At 67.0% G+C, this 12,533-nt stretch carries 10 protein-coding genes; 4 read left to right on the top strand and 6 right to left on the bottom strand.

The features are described 5' to 3' along the window. Nucleotides 1-15: 15 nt before the first annotated feature. Complete coding sequence (locus VGP60_RS29655) at nt 16-1,554, bottom strand: phage tail sheath family protein (RefSeq protein WP_327551430.1); 1,539 nt, start codon at nt 1,552-1,554, stop codon at nt 16-18. Nucleotides 1,555-1,755: 201 nt separating this feature from the next. Here VGP60_RS29655 and VGP60_RS29650 point away from each other — a divergent pair, with 201 nt between their 5' ends. Both VGP60_RS29650 and VGP60_RS29645 read left to right on the top strand, forming a co-directional pair. Further along, nucleotides 1,756-5,040, top strand: coding sequence for a hypothetical protein (locus tag VGP60_RS29650; RefSeq protein ID WP_327551429.1), 3,285 nt, complete (start codon nt 1,756-1,758; stop codon nt 5,038-5,040). Nucleotides 5,041-5,048: 8 nt separating this feature from the next. Further along, nucleotides 5,049-5,348, top strand: coding sequence for a hypothetical protein (locus tag VGP60_RS29645; protein WP_327551428.1), 300 nt, complete (start codon nt 5,049-5,051; stop codon nt 5,346-5,348). A gap of 38 nt (nt 5,349-5,386) precedes the next feature. On the opposite strand, the gene VGP60_RS29640 is transcribed toward VGP60_RS29645, so the two are convergent. From VGP60_RS29640 to VGP60_RS29630, 3 genes are all read right to left on the bottom strand, one after another. Continuing rightward, nucleotides 5,387-6,127 carry a DUF4157 domain-containing protein gene (locus tag VGP60_RS29640; RefSeq protein WP_327551460.1) on the bottom strand — a complete coding sequence of 247 codons (741 nt, stop codon included), beginning with the start codon at nt 6,125-6,127 and terminating at the stop codon, nt 5,387-5,389. Nucleotides 6,128-6,238: 111 nt separating this feature from the next. Then, the gene (locus tag VGP60_RS29635) at nt 6,239-8,221 is read right to left on the bottom strand and encodes an ATP-binding protein (protein ID WP_327551427.1); all 1,983 of its coding nucleotides are present in this window, start codon (nt 8,219-8,221) and stop codon (nt 6,239-6,241) included. Then, nucleotides 8,218-8,883, bottom strand: a complete 666-nt coding sequence (locus VGP60_RS29630) for a DUF4255 domain-containing protein (RefSeq protein ID WP_327551426.1) — start codon at nt 8,881-8,883, stop codon at nt 8,218-8,220. The genes VGP60_RS29635 and VGP60_RS29630 overlap by 4 nt, the downstream gene beginning before the upstream one ends. Nucleotides 8,884-9,425: 542 nt before the next feature. Here VGP60_RS29630 and VGP60_RS29625 point away from each other — a divergent pair. Further along, nucleotides 9,426-9,701, top strand: coding sequence for a hypothetical protein (locus tag VGP60_RS29625; protein ID WP_327551425.1), 276 nt, complete (start codon nt 9,426-9,428; stop codon nt 9,699-9,701). A gap of 167 nt (nt 9,702-9,868) precedes the next feature. Here VGP60_RS29625 and VGP60_RS29620 read toward each other — a convergent pair whose 3' ends face one another. Together VGP60_RS29620 and VGP60_RS29615 are read right to left on the bottom strand one after the other, a co-directional pair. Further along, nucleotides 9,869-10,759 (bottom strand): PmoA family protein, encoded by an 891-nt coding sequence (locus VGP60_RS29620; protein WP_327551424.1) that lies wholly within the window; start codon nt 10,757-10,759, stop codon nt 9,869-9,871. Then, on the bottom strand, nt 10,753-11,841 hold the full coding sequence (locus tag VGP60_RS29615) for a Gfo/Idh/MocA family oxidoreductase (RefSeq protein WP_327551423.1): 1,089 nt from the start codon (nt 11,839-11,841) through the stop codon (nt 10,753-10,755). The genes VGP60_RS29620 and VGP60_RS29615 overlap by 7 nt, the downstream gene beginning before the upstream one ends. Nucleotides 11,842-12,292: 451 nt before the next feature. On the opposite strand from VGP60_RS29615, the gene VGP60_RS29610 reads away from it, so the two are divergent. After that, nucleotides 12,293-12,496 carry a hypothetical protein gene (locus tag VGP60_RS29610; RefSeq protein ID WP_327551422.1) on the top strand — a complete coding sequence of 68 codons (204 nt, stop codon included), beginning with the start codon at nt 12,293-12,295 and terminating at the stop codon, nt 12,494-12,496. The last annotated feature ends 37 nt before the right edge of the window (nt 12,497-12,533 follow it).

Genomic DNA, 12,533 nt, shown 5'->3' with positions numbered 1-12,533 from the left:
GGAGGAGCCCTTCCGCTATTCGTTGACCAGGCTGGTGCCGCCGGACATCTGAGCCAGCCGGAAGATCACGAACTCCGCGGGCTTCACCGGCGCGATGCCCACTTCGCAGATCACCTGGCCGAGGTCGATCCCTTCGGCCGGATTGGTCTCGCGGTCGCACTTGACGTAGAAGGCTTCGTCCGGCGTGAGCCCGAACAGCGCGCCCTTGCGCCACTCCATCACCAGGAACGCGCTGATCGTCCGCCTGATGCGCGCCCACAGCGCGTCGTCGTTCGGCTCGAACACCACCCACTGGGTGCCGTTGAGGATCGACTCCTCCAGGTAGTTGAACAGCCTGCGGACGTTGAGGTAGCGCCATGCCGGGTCGGTCGACGACAGGGTCCGCGCACCCCAGACCCGGATTCCCTTGCCGGGGAAGGACCGGATGCAGTTCACACCGATCGGGTTGAGCAGTTCCTGCTCCGCCTTGGTGATCCGCACTTCGAGGTTGACCGCGCCGCGGACGACCTCGTTCGCCGGGGCTTTGTGGACGCCCCTGGTCGCGTCGTTGCGTGCCCAGACTCCCGCCATGTGGCCGCTCGGCGGGATGAAGCTGTTGACCCCGCTCGCCGGGTTGAAGACCTTGACCCACGGGTAGTAGAGCGCGGCGTACTTCGAGTCGTAGCCGGCGTCGTCGTTGCGCCATTCCCTGACCTTCTGCGGCGACAGCCCTGGCGGCGGGTCGAGGATCGCCATCCGGTTGCCCATCAGCTCGCAGTGGGCGATCATCGCGAGCTGCACGGATTTGACGGTTTCGAGGTCGATCAGCTCGCGTTCGAACGAGCCCATCAGGTCGGGCACGGCGACCATGGTCACCTCGTCGATCGCTTCGAGGCCACCGAATCCGGTGCGGTCGGCCACGTCGCCGACGTAGTCGTCGGCCGCGACCTTCCTCGGGACGACGGGCGGCTGAGGCAGCTCCTGCAGGGCGACCGTGCCCTTGTCCGGTCGCGCCGGGGCGACGCCGGCGATCTCCTCGATCGTGATGAGGTTCGATTTGTCACGGACCGCCGTGACGACGTTTTCCTTGGTGCGCTTGGTGGTCACGTGGTGGGTCTCGACGACTTTGCCGTCCTGTTTCACCAGCAGCGTGAACCTGTCGTCGGAAGGGTTCTCGCCGCCGGGGTCGGCCACCTCGACGGTGATCTTGCCGGCCTGCAGCTCTTTGGCGACGACGCGATACCCGCCGAGCTCGGCCTGCGGCGCGGCCGGAAGGGCTTTGACCGCACCGTTTCCGCTTCCGTTGTCCCGGGAACCGCCGATGCGCACGATGTAACAGTTGGCGCCCCCGTTGAGGAAGTACCCGTACACCGACTGTGCCAGATAGCAGTCCTCGACGAAGTCGCCGAAGTTCTGGGTGAACTGCGCCCAGTTGGACACCAGCGTCGGGGTGTTGAACGGCCCCTGCGAGGCGAACCCGACGAAGGCGGCCACCGCGGTGCCCACGCCCTCGATCGGCCGTGCGCCCGCCTCGACTTCCTCGACGTACACGCCCGGAGTGAGATAGGTGGGCATCCGTGCCTCCCTTGTTGACGCAGCACCTTGTGATTGACGATGCTGCTACCCGAGAGGCACCGGCGAAACGACCATGAGGATGTGCCATGGGGAACTGATTGCTGCCCCATGAGGCAGGTGCCCATTGGGGCAGCTTGTCCGGCCCTTTCGGGCGCGCGACCTTCCCTTGGCAAACCCGCGGCGACCACCGAAGGTGAGCTCATGCGACCTGGCCGGGAAGGCACGGCACGCGAGCAGGCCGGGCCGCCCGTGACCGCCCGCCAGGTTCCGCACGCCCGCAAGGCCTCACCGCCGGCGCTGCTGCGACTCCAGGCCACCGCCGGAAACGCCGCCGTGTCGGGCATGCTCGCGCTGCAGCGGCAAGGTGCCGCCTGCCCGGCTCCCGCGCCCGCACCGGCCGGGGTCACCCCCGCCGCGGACCCGAAGTTCCAGTCGCTGACCAAGGATATCGACAACAAGGCGAAGACGTCCAAAGCGCATCCGCCGCCCAGTGCGGAAGTCAAGAAGGCCCAGGACGCGGCTGTCGCTCCCGCCGACGACAAGGACGCCCAGGCGAAAGCGACGCAGGCCGACAAGATGGCGGCCGCCAAACCGGCGGGGTTCGACAAGGCCGCGTTCGTCGCGGCGGTCAACGCGGCCATCGCCAAGCAGGCGCCCAAGAACCTGGACGAGGCCGACACGTTCGCCACCTCCGGGAAGGCCGACCAGATCAAGTCCGAGGTGCTGGGCAAGGTCACCGCCGGCAAGGACTCGTCCGCGAAGGACGTGACCGACAAGACCAAGGAAGCCCCCGACACCAGCAAAGCGGTCGAGAAACCGGTCACCCCGCTCCCGGCCGAATCCGCCCCACCGGCCCCCGCCCCGCCCGACGCCAAGAAAGCCGTGCCCGACAAGGCGCCGCCCGAGCAAACGGACCTGCGCGCCGGCCAATGCGACACGAACAGCAAAATGGCCGAAGCCGGGGTGACCGAAGGCCAGCTCGCCCAGTCCAACGAGCCGGAGTTCACCGGCGCACTCGCCGCCAAGAAGACCGGCGAGCAGCACACCGCCGCCGCGCCCGCCGCCGTCCGCGAATCCGAGGCCGGCCAGCTCGCCGGCGCCACCGGCAACGCCCAAGCGTCCGGGCAGACCGCTGTCGCCGCGATGGCGGGAGCGCGCACCACCGGCGCCCAACGCGGTCAAGCCGCCAAGTCCGCGACCAAGACGAAGGACGAGCAGGACCGCGCGAAGATCACTTCCGAGATCAAGGCCATTTTCGACGACACCAAGACCAAGGTCGAGGTAATCCTCAATGGACTCGACGGCGAGGTGGCGGCTCGGTTCACCGCTGGTGAAGCCGAAGCGAAAGCGGCGTTCACCGCCGATCACCAGGCTCGGATGAAGAAATACAAGGCCGAACGCTACGACGGCATCTCCGGCGCCGCGCGCTGGACATACGACCTGTTCGCCAGTCTGCCCGCCGAGGCGAACAATCTCTTCCTCGAGGCGAAAAAGGTCTACGAGTCGAAGATGCAGACCGTGATCGGCGGCATCGCCGACTATGTGGGAGAACAGCTCGCCAAAGCCAAGACGCTCATCGCCGACGGCCGCGAGCGAGTCAAGCAGAAGGTCGACTCGCAGTCGCCGGCGCTGCGCAAGATCGCCGGGGACGCGGCCAAGGAGTTCGGGGAGCAGTTCGACGACCTCGAAAAGTCCGTCGACGAGAAACAGCAAGCCGTCGTCGACGATCTCGCGGAGAAGTACGTCGAGGCCCGCAACGCCGTGGACGAGGAGATCAAGACCCTGCAGGCGGAGAACAAAGGCCTGTGGGACAAGGCGAAGGAAGCCGTCGGCGGCGCGATCGAAACCATCGGGAAGCTCAAGGACATGCTGCTGGGCGTACTCGCCAGGGCGGCGGGAGCGATCGAGCTGATCATCAAGGACCCGATCGGCTTCCTCGGCAACCTGGTCAACGCCGTGAAGACGGGCGTGATGAACTTCGGCTCCAACATCGTCGAACACCTGAAATCCGGCCTGAAAGGCTGGCTGCTCGGCAACCTCGCCGCGGCGGGCATCGAGATCCCGGACACGTTCGACGTCAAGGGCATCCTCAAGATGATCATGTCCATCCTCGGCTTGACCTGGGCCAGCGTCCGCGCGCGCATCCTGCGGTTCATCCCGGAGCCGATCCTGGCGAAACTGGAGGGCACGTTCGAGGTTGTCAAGATCATGGTGACCGAAGGCATCCCGGGCCTGTGGCGCTGGGTGGTCGAGAAACTCGGCGACCTGAAGGAGCTGGTGCTCGGCCAGATCAAGGAGTTCGTGGTCGAGAAGATCGTCAAGGCGGGGATCACCTGGATCATCTCCCTGCTCAACCCGGCGGCCGCGTTCATCAAGGCCTGCAAGGCGATCTACGACGTCGTGATGTTCTTCGTGGACAAGGCCGCGCAGATCAAGGAGTTCGTCGACTCGGTACTGGACTCGGTCGAGTCCATCGCCCGCGGTGGTGCCGGTGCGGTGGCCGGGCTGATCGAGCGGACGCTGGCGAAGGCGCTGCCGATGGTGCTCGGGTTCCTGGCGAGCCTGCTCGGGCTGGGCGGGATCTCGGAGAAGATCAAGAGCATCCTTGAGAAGGTGCAAGCCCCGGTCGCCAAGGTGGTCGACACCGTGGTGGGGACCGTGGTCAAGGCGGGGAAGAAACTGTTCGGGAAGTTGAAGGGGAAGGGGAAAGACAAGGACGGCACTGACGTCAAGAAGAAGGCGAAGGACGCACTTGCCGGCAAGTTGAGCGGCCCGCAGCCCGATGTCCGGGCAGTACACAAGGCCACTGATGAAGTCCTCTCGACACTTCGGCCAGAAGGCCTGAAGGAGTTGCGAGTCACTCCACACCAGGATGATGAAAATCGGCTCGACATCCTTGCCGTCGCAAGTCCGGCGACCAAGGTGAGCGAGGTTCAGGTACAAGGCCCGAAAGACATCGAACTTTCCGTCGCCGCGGACAAGGAGGCGGGTTTCTTCACCAGGGAATACTTCCGCGATTCCCGCGTCGGGCACGCGTGGATCATGATCAAGCACAAAACGGGGAAGAGCGATTCCTTTGGCTTCTGGCCAGCCAACCTCGGCCGAGGCGGTGGGTTCGACCCCCGGCGGCCGTGGAAGAGCGTGCCGGGCGAGGTGCGAAATCCCGATACCGCCCATGAACCGACCAGCACCATGAAGGTCAATATCAGCAAAGAGGAGCTGGAGAAGGGCGTGGCCTACGCGAAAGGGAAGGCCGCGGCGGCGTACAATCTGCTCCGCTACAACTGCACGACGTTCGCTCGGGAAATGTTCGCCGCCACGACCGGCCGGAGCGCTCCATCGGGCGGTTTGCTGATCGACAATCCGAATAGCCTGCACAACGAGATCGAAAAGCAGAACAAGAAAATGGGACTCGACGCGGAAGGCAACCCGCTACCCCCAGAGCAGCTCCCGGACAAGACGAGTAAAGCCCGTCCGATGAAATAGGAGAAATCATGTGGGGCCGTCGCAGCCGCGACCTTGAGGCGCATGGCACGATCCGCACCCTCGAAGTGCACGAGATACCCAACAAGGCAAAAGGGAAGCCCGCACGGCGAGAAGCCCGGCTACGGATCGACGTGAGCGCGGTGTTCGACGAGCGAGGCGGCACGATGAACCTGGTCAGCTTTCCTCACGACAATTTCCACGGCGACAGCGACATCGCTCAGCAGTTCGACATCGGAGACCGGGTACGCGTGACTTTCGCACCGTCGACCGGGCGGCGGATCAAGACGATAGACCTGCTCAAATCCTAGCCGCGCGCAACCGGATACCGTCAAGCGCAAAGACGCAGCTATTCGCCCATTTCTTCGTCTTCCTCGCGCTGGACGAAGGTCTGGGCCATTTTCTCCTCTTCGCCTTCTTCCACCTCGGGCGCTTCCTCACGCTGGACTGACTCCTCGTGCGCGCCCCCGTCCTCGCAGCGCTGCACAGCCGGGCCGCTGGTCGAAGCCACCACGGGCGAAGACATCAACCGGTCCGCGTTAGCCACAGCCTCGCGTTCGAACCGGTCCGATGGGTCGCTGACCTTCACTCCTCCACCAGTGTCGGTGCCATCAACATGCCCGCTCCGCTGCTGCACGACATGCGTCAACTCGTGAGCCAGCATGTGTTTGCCGCCCTCCGATGACGGGTCGTACTTGTCCCGCTGGAACACGACGTTCGAGCCCACGGTGTACGCCTGCGCGTTGACCGACTTCGCCGATTCGTGCGCGGCCCCGTCGGTGTGGACGCGGACGTCGCCGAAGTCGTGGCCGAAACGGGTTTCCATGTCGGTGCGGGTTTCGGTGTCCAGTGGGGCACCGCCGCCGGAGTTGACGACGTCGTGCACCGGCGAGCGCTCCTCGTCGACGAGGGTGCCGACGCCGGCGTTGCCGACGGCGCGCTGCAGGCCGAGCATGCCCGCCGGGCCGAGCACGTCGGTGCGTCCCGCGGCCGCGGCGCGGCCCAGCAGGTCGTGGTCGTCCCGGTCGACCCGGTCGCCTCTCGGCCGGAAGCCGCCTTCCGGTTCTTGATCGTGGCTGTGCCCGCGCATCATCGCCCCCTGCTGGCTAGAGGTTTCCTTCACGAGCGTGCCCCGCCGGCGTCGCCCGCACCAGATACCGGGGCGCGGCCGAAAGGGCGACCACGGCTGCCCTTTCGGGCGTCAAAGCGTGACCAGGTCGATGTACGGGCCGAACTCGCGTTCCAGGCAGAGCCTGCCCAGTTTCCGGTACTCCCGGACGACCGCGCCCACCAGATCGGCCATCGACACCGGACGCCCGGCCTCGGCCGCCAGGTACGCCGCGGTCACCGCGGCCGACCGGATATGGCCGCCCGCCAGTTCGAAGCCCGCGGCGAGGAAGTCCAGATCCAGGTCGTCCGCGCGCGGCAGTGTGTCCCCGAGGCAGCGGTCCCACAGCTGGCGGCGGTGTTCCTCGTCGGGCAGCGGGAAGTCGACGATCACGTCGAGCCGCCGGGTGAACGCCTCGTCGAGGTTCGCGCGCAGGTTCGTGGCGAGGACGGCGATGCCGTCGAAGGTTTCCATCCGCTGCAACAGGTACGCGCTCTCGATGTTGGCGTACCGGTCGTGCGCGTCGCGGACCTCGGACCGCTTGCCGAAGATCGCGTCCGCCTCGTCGAAGAGCAGCACACCGTTGACCCCGGCGGCTTCGGTGAAGATGCGTTCGAGGTTCTTCTCGGTCTCGCCGACGTACTTGTCCACCACTGTCGCCAGGTTCACCGTGTAGAGGTCGAGGCCGAGCGACGCGGCGACCACCTCCGCGGACATCGTCTTGCCTGTCCCGGAGTCGCCGGCGAACAGACCGGTCACCCCGCGGCCACGGCCGCCACCGGGACGCATCCGCCACTCGTCGAGCACCCGGTCCCGGAACCGGGCCCGTGCGGCGAGTTCGTCCAGCAGCGACAGGACGTTCGGCGGGAGCACCAGGTCCGACCAGTCGACGGCGGGCTCGATCCGGCGGGCGAGCCGTTGCAGACCGGCGGCGTTCTGACTGCGCGCGCCCGCTCGCAGATGCTCTGGTCCCACGAGCCCGTCGTCGGCGAGCGCGGACACCGACGCCGCCCGCGCTGCCCGCGCGATCTGGCCGGGCCCGAGCACGAAATGGGCGGTGATCTCCGCCGGGTCGACACCGGGCGCGAGCACACCGTCCAATGCGGACCGCCACAGCTCGGCCCGGGCCGCCAGCGGCAGGCCGTGGGCGTCGAGCTGCAACGGCGGGGTCGCGCTCCAGCGCGGATCCCACGCTCCGGGACCGTACGCGATCACCGGAACCGCTTGGTGTGCCAGCGCTTCCAGCCGCGGCGGACTGTCCCCGTCGATCGGGCCGAACACGATCCCGGACCCGCGCAACAGCGCCTCCCGGCGCAGCGCGCGCACCAATTCGGCGTGCCCGGGTTCGGCGTGCAATCGCCCCACATCGACCAGCAGGGACGGGAACCCGGCCAGCGAAAGAGCCGCCGCGCCCAGCTCCGGCGCCCCGCCACCAGCACGTTCCCGCAGGTACACCAGCCGGACTTGAGCTCGCAACGCCCGCGCGAGCCGTCCCGCGTCGGGCAAGTCACCCGGCGCCTCACCGAGCCGCGCGAATCCGGCGAGCTCCGGGGCGAGCCGATCGTCACCGAGCAGATGGTTCACGACCCGGTTGGGCACCCGCAGCGACCGGGACAGGAACGGGCGGTCGTCCTCCTCGACCACCAGCATCCCGGAGGCGATCAGCGGGGCGTCGGCGTCGAGCCTGGCCCTGCCGGTCGAGGAGGCTTCCGGGATTCCGCACAGGCGCAACGCCAGCCCGACCGTCGCGCGGTGGCGAGTGACGTCGTCGTTCAGGTACCCGTAGAACTGCTCGAACCGGCTGTCCACATCCGGCGCGACCGCCACGAGGAGCAGCTCGACGTCCACATCGGTGAGGTCGAGTGAATCGGCGAGGCGCCCGAGGCGGCCATCGGCCGCCGCCTCCGAGAACGGCGCGAACGGCTCTCGGCGTCCCTCGAGGAGCGCGGCGATCGCGTCGTTGGAGAGATACAGGCCGCGGAACGGGTCGTCGGGGTTCGGGTCGACCGCACGCCGGGTGTCGACGGCGTCACGGATCCGGCCTTCCAGCCGGGCAAGCCGCTCCAGGAAGGTCATGACGGCCTGCGCCGGTGGGCACGCGTCATGGCGACCCGGCGTTGCCCGCCGACGTGCCGCTCGTCGTCCGGTGCCACGTTGTGGGCCACTCGGTCGTCGCCCACGCCGAGCTCCATACCCGCCTTCGCGCGAGGCCCGGCGGGGTATGCCCGGCCCGTCTCGATCGGCGCCGAGACCACGACGTCCAGCGACGGCTTGAGCTCGCCACCGAGCGCGGTCCATACATCGGCGAACGCCCGATCTTCCGGCGGCGGGAGCGCGACGGTCATGGGCACCGGGAGACCGAACTCGGCCAGCGAACCCGTCAGCACCTCGGCGGGCACGGACTCGTATCGCAGCAAGCCGAGCAGGAGGTCGGACAACACCCGATGCTCGTCTTCCGGCCGCTGTGTCCAGGCCGTGACCAGGTACGACAGCTTGATGTGCCGGGGCGGCAGGTGGCGCGCGGTCACGTCGCCCGCGACGTCGTACTCGTTGAGCAGGCCTCGCTGCCGCCGACGGATGTCTTCGCGGATGTCGTAGAGGTACACGTTTACCGTCGGTGCGTTGCGCCTGGCGGCCCAGTCCTTGGTGGGGGCGTCGAAGGCGACTTCGACATCGCGTCCTCGTAACGCCTTCTCCCGCACCAGGCGCCGCAGTGCTTCGTCGACCTCATGGATCACGGCGCACCTCCTGCCGATACGGTCCTCTGGCCGCTGCCCTGGCGGTAGCCACGGACCGGCAGACCTTCGGGTACCGCGAGCTGCCCCAATGGGCAGCATGCCCTGAACGACGCGCTGAGGACGTTGAGTGGCACGAACGCGTCGTTCAGGGCATCGCCGGTCGGCCGGTGCCGTGGGAGCTACGAAGCGTTTCATCGCACGCTCTTGGCACGATTCACGGCGGCGAAAAATAGCCCAGGCGTCGAGCCAAGATCATATTGCCCTCGAATGCAGTAAGAACGCGCTCGCGCTGGGCCACTAGCCGCACCGCGGCGAACACCATAGGATCCGACATATCACCCGTTCGAGTGACGCATTTCGCGTGTTGATGGCATTCCGTAACGGCAATGCGTGAGTTCTCGACACATCATCGGCCGCAACGGATTCCCGGCGGGACGAAAGCACCGACCTCATCGACAATCAGCCGACTTGGTGTTTGTATTGACGACCCACCGCGCGTCAGGTCCACCAGGGGACGGATCAGCACGCAAGGAAAGGAAGTCATGGATATTCTCTCCGCAGGTCCGGTGACAGCACTGGCCGCCGTTCTCGTCGTCTCGCTGGTGCTCATCACGGTGCTCAAACTACGGCGAGCTTCGAAAACCGTGAACCGGATCCTGATCGAGGAACTCATTGCGGAGAAAGACAAAGCGGGGATTCCCCGCTCCGGACCGGCACACCGCCGCACCCCAGCGCATCGGGGCCCCAGGACGAGTCCACTCCGGACACTGCACCTGCCGACACAACCGAGCGGCAGCGTCCATCGCCACGCGAGCTGAATGAAGGTACCCGAATTCTTCCCCACGAAATTTCTCCGGCCGACCTGAATAGCCGACCAAATCCGCGACAGCTGATCACTCCCAGACAATGACCGTCCGCAAGGCGCGCAGCCGGACATCTCGTGATACCCCGCGCGCCATCTGTCGACAGATGGCGGCTCACGACGCTAGGTGAGCAGGTCGGAAGTGGCGGCGCGATCGGCGAGGCGGGCACAGGCGTCGGCAGCACGGAGACCGTCGGCGATCAGGACGTCGTAGCGCAGGCTCAGCTTCTCCCCGGCCGCCACCTCGTGTTCGGTGTCGTAGAACGGTGCCGGGCAGATCCCGGCGAACTCGCCGGTGCGGACGAACCACTGCGTCGGATGGTTGTAGTTCGTTACGTGGTCACGAAAAACGACCGTCGCACCGTCACCCGCGAAGCCCAGCCATGGTCCGCGGGTACCCATGAGCTCGTCACCGCCCGAACCCGCGGGACTCACCACCGCGCCGCCGATGAACGAATCCGGCCCGCGCCAGAACAATCCGCCGTAGCCCGCGGCTTCACGTCCCCGCGTGGTCGGGCTGCCGAAGGAAACATTGCCACCACTGGCGTTCGTCATCTCCGACCGGTACGCGAGCTGCCAAGCGCCGAGATCCGGATGTACGCGCACGGAGAATCTCCGGCGCTCGGTGAACATGAGCTCACCTGCCTGCGTCACCCAGTCCAGGTTTTCGGTGACGCCGATCCGGTCGCCCGAAGAATCGATCCGGTCGAAACCGGTGTGCCGCTGGGTCCCGTCGTTGTCGAGCTGGACGTAGCCCCGATCCCTTAGGTAGGTGGGTCCGCCCCAGAAGTTCTCGTCGTCCACTGTGGACAGCGCCCAGGAGATTCCCTTGTGCCAGACGTGATCCGCCGGCCGGTACGCGGTGACCGGTACACCGCCGAGCGTCCGGACCGGATGGAAATACGGCCTGGGCGCCTCCAGTTGCGACTCCCCTGGCCGGTACACGTACCGGAACAGCTCGCCGCCCCGCCAACCGGCCGACAGCGCTCCCTGCTCGTCGACCAAGCTCACCATTTCGGGCCGTCCCCTCGCATTTCGCCGTAGAACGCGGAGCCGGGGCCGACATCTTCGGGGCCGACGTGCTTCCGCCCGAACGCCGACGCGTAGATGCCCGCGACCAGTTCCATGGTCGGCCGGGCGTCCCGGGTGGACACCGGCGGTGGAGTACCTTCCCGTAGCGCCTTGACGACTTCACGGAACTGGGCGAGGTGCTCGCTGCGGATGTTCGACGGCCCCGCCTCCCATACCGCGCGCACCTCGTCTTCGTGCCCGGGCGCGGGCGTCAGCCGCCAGCCGGCGTCGGTGTACCCGTAGAGATGCCTGAGTTCGACGGTGGCGTGCTCGAAATCGAACCTCAGGTAGCTTTCCTCTCTCGGTGACAAGACACTGTTGACCACCGAGGCGACAGCGCCGCTGGCGAAAACGACATGTGCCAGCGATACGTCCTCGGTCTCTGTCTCGCGGGCCTGTTGACGCGCGACCGCGCTCACCGACGTCCACGGGCCGAGCACCGACAGCATGAGGTCCATCTGGTGGATGCCGTGGCCCATCGTCGGGCCACCGCCCTCGGTGTCCCAGCGCCCGCGCCACTCGACGTCGAAATAGGCCTGATCACGAAACCACGTGGTGTCGCACAGCGCCAGGAGCGGACGCCCGGCCACCCCGGACGCGACGAGTTCGCGCAACCGGCGGGCCCCGGAGCCGAAGCGGTGCTGGGAAACCGTGGCGATGAACCTCCCGGTCTCCTTCTCCGCGTCGGCGAGCACGTCGAACTCGGCGAGTGACAGCGTGGCGGGTTTCTCGACGACGACGTCGCTCCCCGCGGCGAGGGCCGCGAGCGCTACCGGCAAGTGCGCGCCCGGTGGGGTGCAGATGTGCACGAGGTCGATCTCCGATCCGGCGAAGAGCGCGTCGGCATCGCGATAGGACTCGGCGATGCCGAACTCCGAGGTGAACGCGGCGAGCCGGGCAGCGTCGGTGTCGGCAGCCGCGACCAGCTCGACCTCGCCGGTCTCCTCGGCGATGTCGCGCAGGGCCTCGGCGTGGACGCGGGCGACGTTCCCGGTGCCCACGACGGCGGTGCGTAACGGTTTCACGAACACTCCTGCTCCACAACCGGACAATCATCGCAGGCTGGACACTTGTAGAGAAAGCGCTTTCTCAACATAGGTGGACTCACCCGCGCACACAAGTGGCGGTCAGCGCGCGGAGCCGAAGAGGCAACCTTCTTGCGCCCACCGTCGTGTAAGTCGTACATGCTCGTTGGCTCAAGGGGAGGGCTTTGTGATGTCAGAAGGAGCCGGCGGAGCTTCCTCGGCGGCGCGACGCTCGGCGTCGCCATGTACCTGACCACTCCAGCGCGAACCTACGCCTGGAGCTGACTCGGACTGCTCGCCCTGAGCGCGCTCACTTTCACCGTGATCCTGCGCAGTGTTCTTCGTTCGCCTGTCATCGCGGAGGACGCCGCTTCCCTGGCGGTCGACGACGTCCTGCGGGCCGAGGACGCTTATCTCGTGATGCCCGCGTTCTTCGCAGTACCCGGTCAGCATGGCTCTGATCTCCACTCACCGGCAGCCTCACGAGTTCACGTGGTGGCTCCTCCTCTATGTCGCGCTCGCCGTCGGCACCCAGCTGGTCGGCTGGTCGGTGCACCGGCATCGCCACCGCACCCTGCCGCCGGGCTACTACGGCACACCCGCCGCGCCCATTGCGACGTCGCCTCCCTTCGACTGGGCACCCAGGAGCGCGTAGCGGACAAAGGTAGGACATCTGGACGGCCGATCCACAA

The organism is Amycolatopsis sp. (genome assembly GCF_036008905.1).
Lineage (GTDB): Bacteria > Actinomycetota > Actinomycetes > Mycobacteriales > Pseudonocardiaceae > Amycolatopsis.
This window is presented reverse-complemented; position numbering and strand designations above follow the sequence as displayed.

Bases quoted from the DNA above. Each gene is read 5' to 3' on its own strand.
- VGP60_RS29640 (WP_327551460.1), bottom strand. From the start codon at position 6,127: ATGCGCGGGCACAGCCACGATCAAGAACCGGAAGGCGGCTTCCGGCCG.
- VGP60_RS29645 (WP_327551428.1), top strand. From the start codon at position 5,049: ATGTGGGGCCGTCGCAGCCGCGACCTTGAGGCGCATGGCACGATCCGC.
- VGP60_RS29610 (WP_327551422.1), top strand. From the start codon at position 12,293: ATGGCTCTGATCTCCACTCACCGGCAGCCTCACGAGTTCACGTGGTGG.
- VGP60_RS29655 (WP_327551430.1), bottom strand. From the start codon at position 1,554: ATGCCCACCTATCTCACTCCGGGCGTGTACGTCGAGGAAGTCGAGGCG.
- VGP60_RS29635 (WP_327551427.1), bottom strand. From the start codon at position 8,221: ATGACCTTCCTGGAGCGGCTTGCCCGGCTGGAAGGCCGGATCCGTGAC.
- VGP60_RS29620 (WP_327551424.1), bottom strand. From the start codon at position 10,759: ATGGTGAGCTTGGTCGACGAGCAGGGAGCGCTGTCGGCCGGTTGGCGG.
- VGP60_RS29625 (WP_327551425.1), top strand. From the start codon at position 9,426: ATGGATATTCTCTCCGCAGGTCCGGTGACAGCACTGGCCGCCGTTCTC.
- VGP60_RS29650 (WP_327551429.1), top strand. From the start codon at position 1,756: ATGCGACCTGGCCGGGAAGGCACGGCACGCGAGCAGGCCGGGCCGCCC.